The sequence below is a fragment of the Pseudoprimorskyibacter insulae genome (assembly GCF_900302505.1).
In the GTDB taxonomy this organism is placed as follows: domain Bacteria; phylum Pseudomonadota; class Alphaproteobacteria; order Rhodobacterales; family Rhodobacteraceae; genus Pseudoprimorskyibacter; species Pseudoprimorskyibacter insulae.
In genome coordinates this window covers 130,839-150,842 of sequence record NZ_OMOJ01000004.1, presented here as the reverse complement: position 1 = coordinate 150,842, position 20,004 = coordinate 130,839, and the positions used below count along the sequence as shown (strand labels likewise).

The following is a 20,004-nucleotide window of genomic DNA, read 5'->3' as shown; positions in this document are numbered from 1 at the left end:
ATCGTGCTGATTGGTCCGGGGCGTGTCGCGAAGCGAATTTCAGGCGATCTTTGCCGAAACCGCCGGGGCAGGGCAGGCCGGGCCGCAAGAGGCGTTCGTGATCTACAAGCCAGCCAATCAGATCCTGTGGGCGTTGAATGATGGTGAGGCGCAATCCCCGATCACGCTGCGCATCGGTACGGTGGACTACGACCTGCTGGCCTAAGCTCACATCCTTGTGATTCCTCTGGAAAGGGTCGTTTCCACGCTGCCGCTTTTTTGTGCGGTTTTCCGCACAAGCGACGCTAACGGCTGTGCGAGGTTTCGCACAATTGGTCTTTGGCGGGCGCATGATGCGCGCATCAAACCCGGCGCAAGATGATGAAAAGGCGTTGAAAATCCTAAGATCATGCATGCAGTGCAAATCAGCCTTGCGTGCAGGTCACGGCTTCGGGTTCGATGCGGTCACTCAACAGCACCCGAGGAGGGGTGCGATCACTCTGAAAATGTTCCGGGAGGACATCATGAAGAAATTTTTCCTGGCGGCGACCGCCACGCTGGCTCTGGCAGCAGGTGCCAACACCGCTGTTGCAGCTTGTGATGATGGCGAAATCGTCATCAAGTTCAGCCACGTCACCAACTCGGACCGTCACCCCAAAGGCATCGCAGCAACCCTGCTGGCCGAGCGTGTGAACGAAGAGATGAACGGCAAGGCCTGCATGGAGGTTTTCCCGAACTCGACGCTGTACAACGACGATCAGGTTCTCGAAGCGATGCTGCAAGGCGACGTTCAGATGGCCGCGCCTTCGCTGTCGAAGTTCGAGCAGTTCACCAAAGTGTTCCGCATTTTCGACCTGCCGTTCATGTTCAAAGACATCAACGCGGTTGACGGCTTCCAGAACTCGGAAACCGGTCAGGCGATGAAAGAGTCGATGACCCGCCGCGGCCTGCTGGGCCTGCAGTTCTGGCACAATGGCATGAAGCAGATCTCGGCCAACAAAGCGCTGGTATCGCCCGCCGATGCCGCCGGTTTGAAGTTCCGCGTTCAGCCGTCGGAAGTCATCAAGGCTCAGATCGAAGCACTGGGTGCCTCGCCGCAGCCGATGGCCTTCTCGGAAGTGTATGGCGCGCTGCAAACCGGCGTTGTGGACGGTCAGGAAAACACCTGGTCGAACATCTACGGCCAGAAGTTCTTTGAAGTTCAGGACGGCACCACCGAAACCAACCACGGCATCATCGACTACATGGTCGTGACCAATGTTGATTGGTGGGAAAGCCTGCCGGAAGACGTGCGCACCCAGCTGGGCACCATTCTGGAAGAAGTCACCGTCGCCCGTAACGCGGCCGTGGGTCAGGTTGACTCCGATGCCCGTCAGTCCGTTCTGGACGCAGGCGGTGTGATCCGCGAACTGAACGCTGAACAGCGTCAGGCATGGGTCGACGCAATGAAGCCCGTTTGGGAACAGTTCGTCGGTGACGTGGGCCAGGAAAACATCGACGCGGCCCAGTCGTTTAACAACTAAGAACAGGCACAAGCCTGACCTTCCCGGCCCCCTGATGGGGCCGGGTTTTTCACATCCTGTCGGGAGTGGGGGACATGTCGTCTCAGACCTATACCGGTTCGGCCCTTGGCCGTGTCGTGAACGAGATCGAGGAAACCGCAATCGCGCTGATCCTCGGGCTGATGACCATCATCACCTTTGTCAACGTCGTGCTGCGCTACGGGTTCAATACCGGGCTGATCTGGGGGCTTGAGGCCACGTCGTTTCTGTTTGCCTGGCTGGTCCTGTTCGGGGTCAGCTATGCGGTGAAAGTCACCGCGCATCTGGGCGTTGATGCGGTGCTGAACATCGTCAGCCCCGGTGCCCGCCGGTTTCTGAGCCTGCTGGCGGCGGCGATTTGTGTGGCCTATGCCGTGCTATTGCTGAAAGGCGCTTGGGATTACTGGGCGAACTTTGCGAACCTGCCGCAGACCACGGGCCGTTGGTTCCCGACCGGTCTGGAGGAAATGAAGCGCACCAGTTACCGGTCGTGGTACGAGGTGACCGACATTCCGATGCCTGACATGTTGCGCTGGATCGAACCGTTGATCAACAACGGCGAAGCCTATGAAAAGATCCCGCGTTTCATCCCTTATTTCATGCTGCCGTTTGGCATGCTGCTTTTGCTGGTGCGCGTCGTTCAAGCGAGCTTGCGCCTTGTGAAAGGCACTCAGGACAGCCTGATCGTCAGCCATGAAGCCGAAGACGCCGTCGAAGACGTCGCCCACCTGAACCGCGAGGATTGATCGAGATGGATGTTGTCATTCTGTTTTGCATGGTGATCGGCCTGATGCTGATCGGCGTGCCAATCGCGATCAGCCTTGGCTTTTCGTCGATCATCTTCCTGCTGGTTCTGTCCGACACCTCGCTGGCCGCTGTTGCCCAGTCGCTGTTTCAGGCGATGGCCGGTCACTACACGCTGCTGGCCATTCCGTTCTTTGTTCTGGCCTCCAGCTTTATGTCTACGGGCGGTGTTGCGCGGCGGATCATCCGTTTCTCGATCGCGCTGGTGGGGCACTTCCCCGGCGGTCTGGCGATTGCGGGCGTCTTTGCCTGTATGTTGTTCGCGGCCCTGTCCGGGTCGTCCCCGGCAACGGTTGTGGCCATTGGCTCGATCGTGATCGCGGGCATGCGTCAGGTAGGCTATTCCAAGGATTTCGCCGCCGGTGTCATCGCCAACGCAGGCACGCTCGGCATTCTGATCCCGCCGTCCATCGTGATGGTGGTCTATGCCTCGGCGACGGACGTATCGGTTGGCCGGATGTTCCTGGCCGGTGTTATTCCGGGTCTGATGGCCGGATCGATGCTGATGCTGACCATCTTTGTCATCGCCAAGATTCGCAATCTGCCGAAGGGCGAATGGAAAGGCTGGGGCGAAGTGGCCGCAGCGGGCAGCGATGCGATTTGGGGCCTGTTCCTGATCGTTATCATCCTTGGCGGGATCTATGGCGGGATCTTTACCCCGACCGAAGCCGCCGCCGTGGCTGCCGTCTATGCCTTCCTGATTGCCAGCTTTGTCTATCGTGACATGGGCCCGTTGAGCCGTCCTGAGGGCGAGGCGAACCTGTCGCTGATCCAAAAGCCGATTGCGCTGATCACTGCGTTCTTCCACCGCGACACGCGCGATACGCTGTTCGAGGCGGGCAAGCTGACGATCACGCTGATGTTCATCATCGCCAACGCGCTGATCCTCAAGCATGTGCTGACCGACGAACAGATCCCGCAGCAGATTGCTGGCGCGATGCTGAGCGCGGGTTTCGGCGCGGTGATGTTCCTTGTGATCGTCAACGTGATCCTGCTGATCGGTGGCCAGTTCATGGAACCGTCGGGCCTGATCGTGATCGTGGCGCCGCTGGTGTTTCCGATTGCCATCGAACTGGGTATCGACCCGATCCACCTTGGCATCATCATGGTCGTGAACATGGAAATCGGCATGATCACCCCCCCGGTTGGTCTGAACCTGTTCGTGACCTCGGGTGTGGCCGGTATGCCGATGATGCGGGTTGTGCGCGCAGCCCTGCCGTTCCTGGCAGTTCTGTTCGTCTTCCTGATCATGGTGACCTACATCCCGATCCTGTCCACCTGGTTGCCCACCACCTTCATGGGCCCCGAGATCATCACCAAGTGATCCGGGCAGGGTTTGAAACAACAAAGGCCGCGCAGAGATGCGCGGCCTTTTCCATTGTTGGAGCAGAGTTCACCCGGCCATGTCGAAATCAAACCCACCATTGCGCAAGGGCCCTGATATAGCGGCCTTCGCGTTGATCCCCAGGCCACGCTTGCCGTCAGGGGCTTTGGGCGTGGCCGGGGCAGGCGCGGGTTTGCGTGCTGGTGCCACCGGCGCATTGGCGATTTCGGGGGTGTCGTGCTCATCAGGGCCGTCGACCTGAGCCAAGGCCAGACGCGCTTCAGCGATGCCAGACAGATCCAGATCTTCGTCATCGTTGACTTGGAAGAAGGAAATCGTTTCGGCCAGTTGGTCGGCCTGCGCCGACAGTTCCGTTGCCGCCGATGCCAGTTCTTCGGACGAAGAACTGTTGCGCTGGGTGACGTCGTCCAATTCCTGGATCGACAGGCTGATCTGGCTGGACCCGCTGGCCAATTCGCGCGATGCGGCCGAAATCTCGGCCACCAGTTGCGACGTCTGCTCGATGCTTGGCACCAGCGCCTTGAGCAATTCGCCCGCAGATGTTGCCGTCGACAAGGTGCGGCTGGACAGTTGTTTGATCTCGGCGGCGGCGGCTTGGCTGCTTTCGGCCAGTTTGCGCACCTCGGCGGCGACAACGGCAAACCCGCGCCCATGTTCGCCCGCGCGCGCGGCCTCAACCGCCGCGTTCAGCGCCAACAGATCGGTTTGCCGGGCGATTTCCTGCACCACCTGAATACGTTCCGCGATGTCGTTCATTGCTGACACGGCCTCAGCCACGGCTTCGCCCGATGTGCGGGCCCCGGCGGCAGTTTGCGCGGCGATGCCTTCGGTTTTGTTGGCGTTCTCTGAACTGCTTTGAATGTTGGCGGACATTTCCTCGGCCGAGGAGGACACCTGTTCGGTCGTGCTGGCCTGACTGGTCGCGCCGTTTGACAGCACTTCTGAGGTTGAGGCCAGTTCTGTTGCGCCCGAGGCCACGTATTTGGCCGCGCGGGCGACCGCCCCGGCAACTTCACGCAGGCGGACAACCATCGCGTTCTGGGCACGCAACAGATCGCTGATTTCATCATTGCCGACCACGCGCACCGTCTTGCGCAAATCGCCAGAGGCCACTTCCTGCGCCAGTTCGATCGATCGGTTCAGGCGACGCGAGATCGACACAACAATCGTATAGGACGCGATGCCGCCAATCAGGATGGCCGCAATCAGCAGAAGGGTCGATTGAGCGACCGACCAATCCGCATGGGTGTTGGTCTCTTCAACTTCGCGATCCATCTGACCTTTCAGAAGCTCGGTCAGTTCATAGGTCAACGACAGGGATTCTGCCGTCAGTTCCCGCGCCAACCCATGGTACATGATGTTGGCCCCTCTGGAATCGCCGGATAGTTCCAGTTTGATGATCATTTTGTTGGTGTCCCAAATACGGGAATGCAACGCGCCGATCTTATCCAGCAATTCGTGTTTTTCGGGAATGTGATGTTCGTACAGCTGCGCCATTTGGGCTTCGAATTCATCCGACATGATTTCCATGCCGGTTTGCAGATCCGCGATCCGCTGACTGTCTTCGTTGGGCAATGAAATTAAAATGTCGGCAACGGCCGACCGCATCAGAAGCTCTGATTTTCCGATCTGTTCCACGACCAGAAGGTCACGGGATTCATTGTCGACAATGCTGCGGAAGGAATCATTGGCAAAGCGGATGTCGCCAATGGCCAGCCACATGGCGATCCCGAACAGCGAAAGAATGAAGGCAAAGGCCATCGAAAGTTTTGCTTTGATCGTAATGCGCATAGCGGTCCCTTGGTCAGTGGCCTGCGGCCTTGTCGATGCCGACCTGTCGCCTTCGCGGGTCCGAACCTTGGGACGCGCGGTTTCAGTCGTGGTGAAACCAAGGGGCAAGCCAGCCTGTCGCATGTGTTAACGGCGGGACATGCAAGAACTTTACCAAAACGGGATTGGCTGACGTGGGACCAACCCCAAAATGCAAAACGCGGGCCAAGACCGGCCCGCGCTTGGTTCAATTTCGCGAAAATCGCGTGATTTTTTAGGATGCTGCCTGCAATGCGCTGATGATCGCGCCGAAATCGCTGGCCTTGAGGCTGGCCCCGCCAACCAAGGCACCATCGACATTGGAGACGGCGAAAATCTCGTTTGCGTTGCTGGGTTTGACCGATCCGCCGTACAGAATACGGGTTGACCGGCCAACGCCCGCGCCAAAGCGCCGTTCCAGACGGGCGCGAATGAAATCATGCACTTCGCCGATTTGGTCGGTGGTCGGCACTTTGCCGGTGCCAATGGCCCAGATCGGCTCATAGGCGATGACAAGGTTATGTCCGGTGGCCCCATCAGGAACCGACCCCGCCAACTGACCGCCGATGATATCAAGCGTGTTCTGCGCCTCGCGCTGGCTGAGGCTTTCGCCAACGCAGACAATTGCCGTCAGGCCTGCATCCCATGCCGCGTTGCATTTGGCGCGGACGTCTTCGTCATGTTCGTCGTGATCTTCGCGGCGTTCGGAATGGCCCAGAATGACGTGGGACGCGCCCACATCGGCCAGCATGGCCGCCGCCGTATCGCCCGTATGCGCGCCGCTGTCCTTGGCGTGGCAGTCCTGACCGCCGATTGCCACGGTTTCGGGCGCGGCGGCGCAGGCGGCGTGAACCAGCGGGGCAGGCGGGCAGATCAGCACCTCGACCGAGCCGTCGGTGACGGATGCCAGTGCCTTGATCTCATCCAGTGCGGCCAATGAGCCGTTCATCTTCCAATTGCCTGCCGCCAGTTTCTTGCGCATGCTTTGCTCCTCAAATGTATATTTGGTCGCCATCATCGCGTTGGCCGGTCCAAGGTCAAGCCTTGCACGCCAAAGGCGGAATGATAAGACGGGCGAGTGTGACATCGGAGGCCCGTATGATCCCCAGACTTGATGCAGCCGCCATCGCAGCCGGCGATGCCGCGACCTTGGACATCCTGCGCGATGCATGTGAAAACATCGGTTTTCTGACGGTGTACAACACACCGCTGACGGCGGCGCGGGTGCGGTTTGTGCTGGCGGCCTATCGCGCTTTCTTTGATCTGCCAGAGTCGGACAAGCGCGGTGTGGATATGGCCCGGACCGGTGCCAACCGGGGCTGGGGCGGGCCGATGTCCGAACAGGTCGATCCCGATGCGAACCCCGATTACAAACAGGTGTTCGATTGCGGCTTTACCCTGCCCGCCGGGCACCGACTGGCCGATCTGCCGGTCTATGCGCCGAACCAATGGCCCGCGCTTGCGGGCTTCCGCGAGGTGCTGGAGGATTATTACCGCGATGCGATGGGCGTTGCGATGGGGCTGCTGCGGGGGATTGCGCAGGCGATTGGCGAAGATGCGCATTACTTCGATGACAAGTTCGACACGCCCATGGCGCTGTTGCGGGGCAACTATTACCCGCAACGCCCTGATTGGGCAGGGGAAAAGGACTTTGGCATTGCCGCGCACACCGATTACGGCTGCCTGACGCTGCTGGCCACCGATGGCGTGCCGGGCCTAGAGGTGCTGGGTCGCGATGACGCGTGGATGCCGGTGAATGCCCAGCCCGGAGAGTTTGTGATCAACTTCGGTGAAATGCTTGAAATGTGGACGGAAAAGCGCGTCATCGCGACCCTTCATCGCGTCAAAGGCAGCGCTGAGGAGCGGATATCGGTGCCGCTGTTCTTTAATCCCAACTTCGATGCCAATGTCGCCCCAATGGGTGCGGGCCAAAGCATCGTCGCGGGCGATCATTTGTCCAAGCGCTTTGCTGAGACGTATTTGCACCTGAAGAAAGATCCCTGACGACAGCCGCCTGCATATTGGCCTAAACTGATCCCAAGCGAATGCTTCAGGAGTGCCCAGCATGCTGACCCTTTTCCATGCCCCCCGCAGCCGGTCGACCCGTGTGCTGCAATTGATCTACGCGCTTGGCGCGGAAAACGATGTTGAGATCCGCGTGACAGATATCCCGCGCCGCGATGGGTCGGGCGGGGCCGATGCGGGCAATCCGCATCCTGAAAAGAAGGTGCCGGTTCTGGTGCATGACGGTGTGATGATCCGCGAAAGCGGGGCGATCATGACCCATTTGACCAACCTGTTTCCCGATGCCGGATTGGCACCCGCAGTGGGCACGCCGGACCATGGGGCCTATCTGGGCTGGATGGCGTGGTATGGCTATGTGTTTGAGCCGGTCATCATGATGAAAGTGACTGAGCTTGAGAACCCGGTCTTTACCTCGTCCTATCGCGGTTGGGCCGAAGCGCAGGCCGTTCTGGACAAGGCGCTTGAGGGGCAGGATTTCTTGATGGGTGATACGATCTCGGCGGTGGATATGCTGGTGGTGTCGCCGTTCAATTGGTTGCCCGCACTGTTGCCGGACACCGGACCTATCCGCGCTTGGGTCGATCGGTGCCGTGCCGATCCCAGCCTTGCCAAGGCAGTGGCCTTTGACAACAAGGCCTTGCCCCCGGCCTGATTTACAGGTGGCGCAGCGCCTCTCGGGCCAGCGCCACGGCTTCATCGGGGTCATCTTCGCATTCAGGCGGCAGGGTCCAATAGGGCATTGCCGCCGTCCCGCCATCCTTGCGGGTGTGAACCCAGCGCGTGCAGCCTTGTGCCTCAAGCTGGTCGATGAAGGCGCCTGCGCCTTTGATCATCAGGCCCAGTTCGTGGTGAATGATCGCAAAGATTGTACCCTCATGATACAGGCACAACCCGCCCATCATCCGGCGCGTGGTCAATTCGCCCAGTCCTGAAAACAGATCCTTGGCAAATTCGATTTCGTCGGTGCTGATGCCCATCTTAGCCCTGCGCGGCGCGTTCGGCCTGAAGCTCTTCGATGTCTTTGAACTTGATCGACTCGCCGCAGCCGCAGGCGTCGGTGACATTGGGGTTGATGAACTTGAACCCCGATTCCAGCAGGCTGGTTTCATAGTTGATATGGGTGCCGAACAGGAACATCTGCGCCATCGGGGCAATCATCACCCGCGCGCCATCTTGTTCGACCACTTCGTCGTTCGGATCGGCCTGATCGACATATTCCATGGTGTATTCCATGCCTGCGCAGCCGCCTTTCTTCAGGCCAATGCGCAGCCCGGCGCGGCCGTCACGCTGCATCAGCTTGACGATCTGTTTCACTGCGGCGGGGGTTAGGGTCACCGCCTGCTTGCCGGGAATGCCAAACATGAGTTTTCTCCTTTCCTATTAGGTAGGCCCTTTGGGCGGCGATCTCAAGCCGAGGTCAGCTGTTTCAGCAACCAAACCGTGCCATAGGCCGAAAGCATGGCCCAGCCGACCGATGCGAGCGTGCCGATCAGCACATATTCGGCCATGCGCCTGTCATTTCGGCTTTCACCAAAGCGCAAAACTGACTTTGCCGCGATCAGGAAGGCAACGCCGGTGGGGTGCCCGACTAGGATCAAGACGAAGACCAAGCCGCGCTCCAATTGACCGATCAGGGCGCCAGCCTCCCTCAGCCCGCCCGACAGGACACGGTTGCGGGTCCAATGGCCGCTGTAGGGGGCCAAAAGCCGGGAAATTGCAAAGCCGCCCGCGCGGATGGCCACGACCAGCCCGGCCAGCGTGACAGCCGTGGTCAACGCCTTGTGCGCGATCTGCGGCAGGTGCGCGGTGATGGGGGCAGTGCCCCAGAGGTCCGGTTGCAGGATGGCCAGCGCGGCCAGCGTGGCAACATGGGCTGCCTGATCGGCCAGAAACGCCCAGAGCCGATCCGGCAGGGCCAGCTTGATCGCGTCAATCGCCAGATGGGCCGCCGCCAGCGCATAGAGATACGGGCTGTGAACTTGGCCAAACAGCGCCAGCAACAGCGCCAGATGCAGCGCGACATGCAGCACCAGAACCTGCGGCCTGCGCTTGTTCGCGGCAATCCAGTCGGTTTGCAGAACGAAGTCACCGATCACATGGGCCACCAAAAGCGCGGCGAAGGTTTCAATCATGGCTCAATCAACTCGGATCTCGAAGGGTGGCCTCAAATGCATACAAGGCCTCTTTTAGCTGGTTATGGCCTGTCGCCGCCAATCTTTGTTGGATGGCTTGACGGGTGACGCCAAGGTGTTTCGCGATCTCTTCTTGGGTTGGTTCATCGCCGCTAGCCAGTGCCAGAAACAGCGCCTCGCCTTGAGCCTTTGTCCAACTGCGCGACATCACATCGACCAGCCCAGTCATCGCGCAGTGCATTTGCCCCGCATCATATGCCAGTATTAAGCGGTCAGTCCGGTCCATATCATCCAACAATAGGCCTGCCTGCACAAATGCCGGGCCATGACTGGTGGCAAGGTTGTGATCGGCGGACAGGGTCGCCTGTCCAATTCCGATGGCGATGCGGGTTTTCAGCCCCGTACCGGAAGCAGCAAGCCGTGCGATCAGGCGCAGGGCGGTGCGTAGGCTGGCCTGTGGATCGGGGTGGAACACTTGCCAACCATCACCGCGAAAGCGGTGGAAGGGTAGGGGGAGGTCCAAGCCAGAGTCCTCGGCCAACACCGGCATCGCACTGCTTAGCGCCTCCATCGCGGTGTCCAATGAAACAAGGTCCGCGCGGCGCGAGTCGATGAAATCGCCGGTTAAGACGGCATGTGTGGTCGGAAAGCTCATGTGCAAGTAATATGTCTTGCTTTGAAATAGTGCAAGATTATTTGCTTGCTTTGATTTAATGCAAGAGTAAAGGCTTGCATTTTGGCAGTGCAAAGCAAAAGGGCGACCCAGTGGCCGCCCTTTCAATTGGATCAAACCAGATCAAAGACCCATGCAATTGGCGTAGTAGGTCACCGTTGCGGGCCAGTCCGAGAAGATGCCTTCGATCTTCACGTCTTGGGCCAGAACGTCCAGCAGCTCATAGTACACACCATCGTTGTTGGTGGCGTCTTTGATCGACTGGAAGTACCAGCCGCCGCCGGTGGCCAGCGGGCCGGACCGTTCCAGCGTCCAGGTGATGATCTTCAGGCCAGCGGCTTCGGCTTCCTTGGTGTAGACCGACGGGACGATCTTGCCGGTTTCATCCAGAGTGACCAGCATCCACATCGGCGGCGCGATGTAGTTCACGCCCATCTCTTTCAGCTCGGCCATAGTCGGCTTGAACGTGGCGGCGTCCATGTGGTCGATCAGGCCTTCATCGTCGTCCGAGGCTTCATAGCGGTCGTCCAGATAGACGGCTTGCTTGCCGAACTCGGGCTCATTCGCGATCCAGTACTTGATGTCATCCAGATTGAACGACTGCGCCCAGACGCGGCTGGGGTCGATGCCAGCGGCTTTGTATTCGTCGATCATCGCTTGTGCGTAATCGGCTTGGGTCATGCCGTCATAGGGCATGTCCACCGAAGCGGCCTTCAGCTCGGGCGTGAAATCGGCGCCGAGGCTGTCGATCAGGGCGATCGATTCCGCGTGGGTCATGATATGGGCGTTGCCAGCGTAAAGATCGGTGCGCCAGTTGGCAGTGCCGCCAAGGTAGTCTGCTGCGGTGGTGGCGGCGCTGTTGGCGGCGTCCATCTTCGGCTTGAGCGACTTGAATTCGTCCAGCGTCAGATCCGAGGTGCGGCATTCAGCGGAAGCTTTGGCGTCGCCCGATGCCGCGGCAAACGGCGTGGTGCATTTCGAGGCCAGATCGGTGGCAACGATGTTGGTGGTGGTGTGCAGATCGTTCTGGGCGTGACGGCACACCAGCTGCTTATCGGCGGTGAAGGTCACGTCACATTCGATGATGCCGGCGCCCTGCGCGGCAGCGGCGCGATAGGATTCAGCGGTGTGTTCGGGGAACATCATGGCCGCGCCACGGTGGCCGATGGAAAACTTGCTGGTCTTCGGGGTTTGCGCCATGCAGGACATCAGTTTGTCCTTCAGGGCACCGTCGGCCATTTGCGACACAACATAGGCGGGGCGCACGCCATAGGTCACGGCGGCATCATAAGACCTACCGTGGCTTTCGGCGAAGGCGGGGGCAGCGGCGAAAACAACAGCCGCAGTCAGATAAAGCGATTTCATGGAAGGAACCTCCTGTTGAGAGGCCCCCTCAATGCGCGGATCTTGTAACGGTCAGATGAGCGAACGACGAAGGTTTGGTAACCCGAGCATGAAACTTGGGTTACATGAACCCCAGTTCAAGCCGCGCCTCATCGGACATCATATCCATGCCCCACGGTGGCTCCCATGTCAGGTCGACCTCGACATGTTTGACGCCGGGCAGCGGCTCAATCGCTTCGGCGACCCAGCCGGGCATTTCGCCTGCCACGGGGCAACCCGGTGCGGTCAGTGTCATCAGCACGCGCACCACGTTTTCTTCGGTGATGTCGACAGTGTAGACAAGGCCCAGATCATAGATGTTCACCGGAATTTCCGGGTCGTACACGGTGCGGCACGCCTCGACCACCTGGTCATAGAGCGGGTGATCTGTCGACGAGGGGGCGATCAGCGGTGCCCCTTCAACGGGGTCTGCGGCGTCAGTCATGTGGCGTGTCCATCCTTTATCTTGAGCGATTATATAGGGAATGGAGCGGGCAGGGTAAAGTGCAGCTGTGACGCGTCTTTCGATCAATGGGTGTTTCAGGCTCGATTGCGGAAACCCCGTGCACGTCCTGATTGCGTCGCATTTTTGGCCGAATCCTCTGCCTAGATTTACCAAGTTGTTAGATTCCAAAAGATAGGCCCAGCCATGACGCATATTCGGATCAATCCGATTACCCAGCTTCAGGTTCAGCGGCTGATCGAATCCGATCTGCGTTGCGCCACCGATGATTTCGACCTCAGCCGCCGTCTGGCGCATAAGGGCTTTGGTTATCGCGACACGACCCGAGGGCGAATGCTGGTGACCTTGCCGCATGGGGTTGAGGTGATGAACCTGCCCGCACAACGCGGCTGCTGACGCGGCGACGCGTGGTTTTATCTTGCCGGTGTGCTGCGAATGGGGCAAATCGGCGGAATGACCCAGACATCGTTCACCCTGCACGCCACTGACGGCAAAGCCCGCACCGGCGTGATAAACACCCCGCGCGGCGATATCCGCACCCCTGCCTTTATGCCGGTCGGCACGGCCGCAACGGTTAAGGCGATGATGCCCGAAAGCGTCCGCGCGACGGGGGCCGATATTCTGCTGGGCAACACCTATCACCTGATGCTGCGCCCCACGGCGGAACGGGTGGACCGCCTTGGCGGGCTGCACAAGTTCATGAATTGGGATCGGCCCATTCTGACCGACTCGGGCGGGTTTCAGGTCATGAGTCTGGCCGGTCTGCGCAAGCTGACCGAAAAGGGCGTGACCTTCAAAAGCCATATCGACGGGTCGAAACACGAGTTGACGCCAGAACGGTCGATGGAGATCCAGCGCCTGCTTGGGTCGGACATTGTGATGTGTTTCGACGAATGCCCGGCGCTGCCTGCCGATCGCGACCGGATCGCGGAATCGATGCGCCTGTCGATGCGTTGGGCGCAGCGGTCGCGCGATGCGTTCGGCGACCGTCCGGGCCATATGCTGTTTGGCATCCAGCAGGGTGGGCTGGAACAGGATTTCCGCGAAGAAAGCGCCAAGGCCCTGCGAGAGATCGGCTTTGACGGCTATGCCATCGGCGGTCTGGCCGTGGGCGAGGGGCAGGATGCGATGTTCAGCGTTCTGGATTTCGCACCCGATCAGTTGCCGCAGGACAAGCCGCGTTACCTGATGGGCGTGGGCAAGCCCGACGACATCGTCGGCGCAGTCAAGCGCGGCATTGATATGATGGACTGCGTACTGCCGTCCCGGTCGGGCCGAACCGGTCAGGCGTGGACGCGTCGCGGGCAGGTCAATATCAAGAACGCCCGCCATCAGGACGACCCGCGCCCGCTGGATGAACAGTGCACATGCCCGGCCTGCACCAATTACAGCCGCGCCTATCTGCACCATGTCTACCGGTCGCAAGAGATGATCTCGGGGATGTTGTTGACGTGGCATAATCTGCATTACTTCCAAGAGATTATGCAGGGCATGCGCGACGCAATTGCCGCTGGCACTTTTGCGGAGTGGGAGGCGGATTTCCACGCGCTGCGGGCCGAAGGCGATATCGCGCCGGTCTAAACCCGGCCCGCCGCCCAAACTATCCGATCACACGGCCTTTGCACTTTCGCCGGGGCCGTTTGCCGAAGGCGCGGGCGCTGCTGCTTTGATGGTGGCGCTACCGTTTCCGATAGCCCTTTGCGCAAGGCGGGCGCAACAATCGGGCAAAACGCGGGCCACCGTGTCTGAAATGCGCCTTACTATTCCCTAGGCGCGGTCGTTAAATCGCCCATTTCCTAAGCAAAACCGGATCGAACGAGAGTGCGTGCGCTCTTTGGATATTAGTACGTCGCCGATGGCCGGACGTGTCTGCCCTGCTGTGCCTATAGCGCGGCAACCGCAGACCGTTGGCTATTTGCACATCGAGTGGAGAGATCCGAGAATGGCCACCTTTACGGTAACGACATCGAACTGGAACACGGCTGCCTTTTGGCAAGGCATCAATTCCGCAGGTCCGGGCGATGTCATTGATTTCTCGGGTTTGGATGCGTCCTATTCCGTCACGTGGAATTCCGACAATATCGTCATCTCGGATGGAACCACCTCCTACACGGTTGGCGATTCCACCTTTGGCGGCGCGTCTGATGCACAGATGGGCGCGCCTGCGGAACTGTCGTTCTTCGAAGAATACTATGGCAGCCAAGGTGATGACGATCTTCAAAGCGGCACCGGCAACACCACGATCCATGCCGAGGCTGGCAACGATACGGTCAATGGCGGGTCGGGCAACAACGTCATCTATGGCGGCGATGGCAATGACGCGCTGAACGGCGGATCGGGCGCATCGACGATTTACGGCGAGGCGGGCAATGACACTCTGGCCGGCACCAACACCTCCGAAGGGTATCTGCTGGATGGTGGCGACGACCGCGATGTGTTCTTTACCGGGATCACTGGCGGCGCGGCGGGCGATACCATCGTTGGCGGCGAAGGTGGCAATGACTTCGACCTTCTGCGCGATGCGGCCAATGACGCCTATAATGTCACCTTCACTGGCAACGAGGCAGGCACCTTTGTTGATAGCGATGGCGACACGGGCACCTTTTCGCAGATCGAAGGTCTGTCGCTGTCCAACAGCAATGACACGGTAGATGGGTCGGCCGCGACCACGGCGGCGATCTATGTCGATGCGAATGCGGGCGACGATTCCATTCAGACCGGCGGCGGAGATGACACGCTGCTGGGCGGCACCGGCGCGGATACGCTGAGCGGCGCAGGCGGCACGGATCTGTTCGTGCTGGAAACGGGCTTTGGCTCGGACGTGATAACGGGCGGCACTTCAGCTGGGGATGCCGACCAGATTTCTACCGATTCCAGCCATGTCACCGGTCTGACGGTCAATTTCACCGGCGCGGGCGATGCGGGCACGCTGACCGATGGCACAAGCACCGCCAGCTTTAGTGAAGTCGAGGTGTTCGAGCTGACGGATTCTGCCGATGTGGTGTCGGGCGGGACGCTGGCGGCGGGCAATGACATCGGCATCGAAGCAGGCGCGGGCAATGACCAGGTCACACTTGGCGCAGGCGACGATAGCATCGACGGCGGGCGCGGGGCCGACACGCTGGATGGCGGCGAAGGCAACAACCAGATCGACGGCGGCACCGGCGCAGATAGCATCGACGCAGGCTCCGGCGCGGACACCATCGTTGGCGGCGCGGGCAATGATACGATCACCACCGGTGCCGGCGATGACCTGATCTATGGCGCGGGCAATGAGCTTGGCAATTTCGTCGGCACGATTGACGCCTTTGTCTTTGACAACGCCAATATATCGGACTCGGGCAATGCCGGTGCGGGCTCGGTTGGGTCATTCGCGGTATATGACAATGTCGGCACCACCACCGACGGCACCGTCGTTCAGGCGCGCGTGACGCTGGTCGCGGCGGATGAGCCGACGATTGACGTTGAATACACCAGCGGCATCTACCTCAACCGCTCGGGCGAGGCGCCCACCGGCACGCAGGTCGAATTCCGGGTCGAGTTCTTTGATCAGGCCACCGGCCAGCCGATCCGCTTGTCGGGTGAGATGACCTTCCGCGATATCGACACCACGGCGGAAAGCGTGTCGGTGTCGGCGGATGACGTGGACTCGGTCGCGGTCAGCGCCACCCCCGGCACCTCGCTGACGGTGAACGCGACAAGCGAGTTGCTGTCTGTGTCCTCGGATGCATCGTCGTCGCTCTCGACCGACGAAAGCCACTGGGCGCAGTTTGCCATGTCCGAACAGGGCGTGCTGAACTTCACCGTCACCACGCGCGGCGTTGGCACCAACTTTGACTTTGGGTCATACGATTTCACCAACCCGCCGACGGTCACCAACACCGTTGCCGATACCGACAATGACCTGATCACCGCAGGCGATGGCAGCGATACGATCTATGGCAACGCTGGCAACGATACGATTGATGCAGGCGCGGGCGATGACAGCATCATCGGCGGCGCGGGCAACGATTCCCTAACCGGCGGCGCGGATCAGGATACATTCGTCATTCAGGACGGCGACGACACCGACACCATCGACGGCAGCAGCAGCGGCACCGATCTGGACACGCTGCAATTCAGCACCACCGCCGCGACGGACGGGATCAACCTTGTCTTCACCGCAGATGAGGACGGCAACTACACCTTCACCGATGCGGGCAGCACGGCCAACGGCACCTTTGTTGAGATCGAACGCTTTGTCATGACCGACGCCAATGACACGGTCGATGGCAGCGCGACGGGCAATGGTCAAAGCTTTGATCTGGCGGGGGGCGCGGATAGCTATATCGGCGGCACCGGCAATGACAGTGTGACGGGTGGCACCGGCAACGACACCCTGACCGGCGGCGCGGGAAATGACACGCTGGATGGCGGTGCGGGCGACGATAGCCTTGTTGGCGGCGATGGCGATGACCGCATTCTTGGCGGTGCAGGCGGCGACGCGATGCAGGGCGCGGGCGGCGATGATACCTTTGTTCTGGCGAACGGCTTTGGCCTTGATACCATCACCGGCGGCGAGACCTCGGAGACCAATGGCGATACGCTGGACCTGACCGGCGTGACCAGCGCGCTGACGGTCAATCTGCAATCGGGCGATCCCGAGGCGGGCACCGTGGCCGATGGCGCGACCACCACTTCGTTCACCGAGATTGAGAACATCCTTCTGGGCGCTGGCCGCGATACAGTGGTGATCGGCGATGGGTCGGGCAATGACACCGTGTCCGGCTTCGACATGACCGATAGCGGCGATGGCACCACCCTTGACCAGTTAAACGTCACGGCCATGACCTCGGATGGCGTGCTGGCCGTTCACACCGGTGATGTGATCGTGACCGACGATGGATCGGGCAACGCGGTTCTGACCTTCCCGCAGGGTGAAAGCATCACCTTGCTTGGCGTGGCTCCGGCCGCGCTGGCCACACCTGCCGCGCTGGAAAGCATCGGCATTCCCGCTGCTCCGGGGCTTGATTTCATCGTCGAAGGCACCGCAGGCAACGACACGATTGACGCCACCTATGCGGGCGATCCCGAAGGCGACATGATCGACAATGCCGACCATTCGGACGGGTCCGACAATGACTCGATCGAAGCCGGGGCCGGGGACGACTCGGTCGTTGCGGGCGCGGGCAATGATACGATCTATTTCGGCGATGGCGCGGACACCGTGCGCGGCGGCGATGGCAATGACATCATCGACGACGTGAACGCGGCCACCTTTGCGGGTGACAACCTGCTGTATGGCGATGCCGGCGATGATGAGATCTATGCCGGTGACGGCAATGATGCCCTTTACGGCGGAACCGGCGGCGATACGGTGCTGGGCGAAGACGGCGACGACACCGTCTATGTCGAGGACAGCTTCGGCGACGATTACCTATACGGCGGCAACAACAGCCCCACTGGAGACACGCTGGACCTGAGCGGCGTCACCTCGGATCTGACAATCAATATGACGGACCCCAGCGCGGATCTGGGAACGGTATCCGATGGCACCAGCACCGCGCGGTTCTGGCAGTTCGAAAACATCCTGCTGGGCGGCGGGCGTGATACGCTGGTTCTGGCCGACGGGTCGGGCAATGACACGGTGTCGGGCTTTGATCTGACCGATAGCGGCGATGGCACAACGAACGATCAGCTGAACGTTACGGCGCTGACCTCGGACGGGGGCACGACGCCGGTGCATACGGGCGATGTGACCGTGACCGACGATGGGTCGGGCAATGCAGTTCTGACATTCCCAGGCGGCGAGGCGATCACTCTGCTCGGTGTTGCGCCCGCCAGCCTGGGAACCCCGGCGGCGCTGGTCAGCATCGGCATTCCGGCGGAACCAGTGCCGGGGCCGGATTATATCGTCGAAGGCACCGCAGGCGATGACATCATCGACGCGGCCTATCTGGGCGATCCCGAAGGCGATGTGATTGACGGGGTCGACCACTCGGACGGGTCGGACAAAGACAGCGTCACCGCGGGGGCTGGCAATGACAGCGTCACCTCGGGCGCGGACAATGACACCGTGCTGGGCGAGGCGGGCAACGACACTCTCGACGGCGGCGCGGGCGACGACAACCTGCAAGGCGGCGCGGATAACGACAGCCTGATCGGCGGCGACGGCGCGGACACGCTGGATGGCGGAACCGGTGCCGATAGCCTGGAGGGCGACGCTGGCAACGATAGCCTGATCGGCAATGCCGGGGCGGACACGCTGGATGGCGGCGCGGGCAATGACACACTGGACGGCGGTGCAGGCGATGATCTGCTGCAAAGCGGTGCAGGCGACGATGTACTGAGCGGCGGCGCGGATCGCGATCTGTTTGTCATCAATGCGACCCCCGGCGATGATACCATCACCGGCGGCGAAACCGGCGTGGATGTGGATACGCTGGATCTGACAAGCCTGCCGGGATCAATCACATTGGTCTACACCGGGGCCGAATCCGGCACCGTGACCGATGGGACGGACACGGTCACCTTCTCGGAAATCGAAGCGGTCATCTATGGCGATGATGGCGATGCGATCACTGGTACGGGCACGGGCGAGGATCTGACGATCAACACCGGCGGCGGCAATGACACGATCACCACCGGCACCGGCGACGATACGGTCAGCGGCGGTGGCGGCGACGACTCGATCACCGGCGGCACGGGCGATGACAGCCTGGGCGGCAACGCGGGTGACGATACGCTGGATGGCGGCGATGGCGCCGACACCATGGACGGCGGCACCGGCAACGACGTGTTCGTCGTAGGCGGCGGTGCGGACATCATGAACGGCGGGGATGGCAATGACACCTTTACCGTTGGCGATGGCGACATTGTCGGCGGCGATGGCGGAGACGATGTGTTCAACGTCGGGCCGGGCGATCTGGGCGGCGGCACACTGTCGATTGATGGCGGCGAAACCGGCGAGACCATTGGCGATACGCTGAACATCACCGGGCCTGCGGTCATCAACCGTGTGGGCGAAGATGGCACGGTCACTTGGCTGGACGGGTCTATCCTGACCTTCGCCAATATCGAGAACATCACCTATACCGCCTGTTTCACCAAGGGCAGCCTGATCAAGACGCTGCGCGGCGAAGTGCCGGTGGATGCATTGCAAGTAGGCGACCGCGTGCTAACGCGCGATAGCGGGTTCCAGCCGATCCGGTGGATTGGCAACCGCGCATTCTCGGGGGTGGACCTGACGGTCAACCCGAACCTGCGGGCGGTGACGATCACGGCCGGGGCGCTGGGCGGCGGAATGCCTGAACGGGATCTGACCGTATCACCGCAGCACCGCATTCTGATTGCCGATGAAGACACCGATCTGTGGTTTGGCGAGGATGAGGTTCTGGTCACGGCCAAGGATCTGGTGGGCCTGCCGGGCGTGGATTGGGCCGATGAGGCGGCGGGCGTGCATTACTATCACTTCATGTTCGACAAACACGAAATCGTGTCGTCGGACGGGGCGTGGACCGAGAGTTTCCAGCCGGGGGATCTGTCTTTGTCGGGTTTGGACGGCGACCAGCGCGAGGAACTGTTCACGATCTTCCCAGATCTGGCCGAGGCCGGATGCGAGGCACCGTTCCCGCCTGCGCGCTATGCACTTAAGTCCCATCAGGCCAAGGTTCTATTGGCCGCGCGGCTAGGGTAAACCCTGTGGCCTTGGCCCGTTTGGGCCGGGCCAAAAGCGCGAAAATCAGCCTACTGTTGGGGAAATCTTCACCGCGCGCCCAAGTTGGCGCGGGGTTTGAAACAGTGTCCTTGCGCCTGCTGTCTGGACAGGCCATGCTGCGTCGAAACGAGAGGTCGAGGTTGACTTAACCAGT

17 protein-coding genes are annotated in these 20,004 nt (G+C 60.7%); 9 read left to right on the top strand and 8 right to left on the bottom strand.

Features of this window, described 5'->3' with window-relative positions; genetic code table 11:
- The first annotated feature begins 22 nt into the window (after positions 1–22).
- From PRI8871_RS11330 to PRI8871_RS11315, 4 genes are all read left to right on the top strand, one after another.
- Positions 23–205 (top strand): hypothetical protein, encoded by a 183-nt coding sequence (locus PRI8871_RS11330; RefSeq protein ID WP_146188679.1) that lies wholly within the window; start codon positions 23–25, stop codon positions 203–205.
- 298 nt (positions 206–503) lie between these two features.
- Complete coding sequence (locus PRI8871_RS11325) at positions 504–1,502, top strand: DctP family TRAP transporter solute-binding subunit (RefSeq protein WP_108886509.1); 999 nt, start codon at positions 504–506, stop codon at positions 1,500–1,502.
- 74 nt (positions 1,503–1,576) lie between these two features.
- The gene (locus tag PRI8871_RS11320) at positions 1,577–2,266 is read left to right on the top strand and encodes a TRAP transporter small permease (RefSeq protein WP_108886333.1); all 690 of its coding nucleotides are present in this window, start codon (positions 1,577–1,579) and stop codon (positions 2,264–2,266) included.
- A 5-nt stretch (positions 2,267–2,271) separates the two neighbouring features.
- Complete coding sequence (locus PRI8871_RS11315; protein ID WP_108886332.1) at positions 2,272–3,648, top strand: TRAP transporter large permease; 1,377 nt, start codon at positions 2,272–2,274, stop codon at positions 3,646–3,648.
- Between the two features lie 69 nt (positions 3,649–3,717).
- Here PRI8871_RS11315 and PRI8871_RS11310 read toward each other — a convergent pair whose 3' ends face one another.
- A complete protein-coding gene (locus PRI8871_RS11310) occupies positions 3,718–5,460 on the bottom strand; it encodes a methyl-accepting chemotaxis protein (protein ID WP_181389446.1) in 1,743 nt (580 codons plus the stop codon).
- Positions 5,461–5,713: 253 nt separating this feature from the next.
- A complete protein-coding gene (gene tpiA, locus PRI8871_RS11305) occupies positions 5,714–6,460 on the bottom strand; it encodes a triose-phosphate isomerase (RefSeq protein ID WP_108886508.1) in 747 nt (248 codons plus the stop codon).
- Between the two features lie 116 nt (positions 6,461–6,576).
- Here tpiA and PRI8871_RS11300 point away from each other — a divergent pair, with 116 nt between their 5' ends.
- A complete protein-coding gene (locus PRI8871_RS11300; protein WP_108886330.1) occupies positions 6,577–7,482 on the top strand; it encodes an isopenicillin N synthase family dioxygenase in 906 nt (301 codons plus the stop codon).
- Between the two features lie 61 nt (positions 7,483–7,543).
- Positions 7,544–8,155, top strand: coding sequence for a glutathione S-transferase family protein (locus PRI8871_RS11295; RefSeq protein WP_108886329.1), 612 nt, complete (start codon positions 7,544–7,546; stop codon positions 8,153–8,155).
- A 1-nt stretch (position 8,156) separates the two neighbouring features.
- Here the strand turns inward: PRI8871_RS11295 and PRI8871_RS11290 are convergent, their stop codons facing one another.
- The 6 genes from PRI8871_RS11290 to PRI8871_RS11265 all read right to left on the bottom strand — a co-directional run bounded on the left by PRI8871_RS11290 (position 8,157) and on the right by PRI8871_RS11265 (position 12,136).
- Positions 8,157–8,480: a TfoX/Sxy family protein gene (locus tag PRI8871_RS11290; protein WP_108886328.1), complete on the bottom strand. Its 324-nt coding sequence runs from the start codon at positions 8,478–8,480 to the stop codon at positions 8,157–8,159.
- A 1-nt stretch (position 8,481) separates the two neighbouring features.
- On the bottom strand, positions 8,482–8,865 hold the full coding sequence (locus tag PRI8871_RS11285) for a HesB/IscA family protein (RefSeq protein ID WP_108886327.1): 384 nt from the start codon (positions 8,863–8,865) through the stop codon (positions 8,482–8,484).
- A 44-nt stretch (positions 8,866–8,909) separates the two neighbouring features.
- Complete coding sequence (locus PRI8871_RS11280; protein ID WP_108886326.1) at positions 8,910–9,635, bottom strand: DUF3307 domain-containing protein; 726 nt, start codon at positions 9,633–9,635, stop codon at positions 8,910–8,912.
- A gap of 7 nt (positions 9,636–9,642) precedes the next feature.
- Positions 9,643–10,425 carry a hypothetical protein gene (locus PRI8871_RS11275; protein ID WP_146188678.1) on the bottom strand — a complete coding sequence of 261 codons (783 nt, stop codon included), beginning with the start codon at positions 10,423–10,425 and terminating at the stop codon, positions 9,643–9,645.
- A 6-nt stretch (positions 10,426–10,431) separates the two neighbouring features.
- Positions 10,432–11,673 (bottom strand): glycerophosphodiester phosphodiesterase family protein, encoded by a 1,242-nt coding sequence (locus PRI8871_RS11270; protein ID WP_108886324.1) that lies wholly within the window; start codon positions 11,671–11,673, stop codon positions 10,432–10,434.
- 100 nt (positions 11,674–11,773) lie between these two features.
- Entirely contained in the window at positions 11,774–12,136 is a 363-nt protein-coding gene (locus PRI8871_RS11265; protein WP_108886323.1) for an SUF system Fe-S cluster assembly protein, read from the bottom strand.
- A gap of 204 nt (positions 12,137–12,340) precedes the next feature.
- Between PRI8871_RS11265 and PRI8871_RS11260 the strand changes: the two genes are divergently transcribed.
- The 3 genes from PRI8871_RS11260 (at position 12,341) to PRI8871_RS11250 (ending at position 19,829) form a co-directional block, all read left to right on the top strand.
- Positions 12,341–12,550, top strand: a complete 210-nt coding sequence (locus tag PRI8871_RS11260; protein WP_108886322.1) for a hypothetical protein — start codon at positions 12,341–12,343, stop codon at positions 12,548–12,550.
- Between the two features lie 57 nt (positions 12,551–12,607).
- A complete protein-coding gene (gene tgt, locus PRI8871_RS11255; RefSeq protein ID WP_108886321.1) occupies positions 12,608–13,735 on the top strand; it encodes a tRNA guanosine(34) transglycosylase Tgt in 1,128 nt (375 codons plus the stop codon).
- 361 nt (positions 13,736–14,096) lie between these two features.
- Entirely contained in the window at positions 14,097–19,829 is a 5,733-nt protein-coding gene (locus tag PRI8871_RS11250; RefSeq protein ID WP_181389445.1) for a Hint domain-containing protein, read from the top strand.
- The last annotated feature ends 175 nt before the right edge of the window (positions 19,830–20,004 follow it).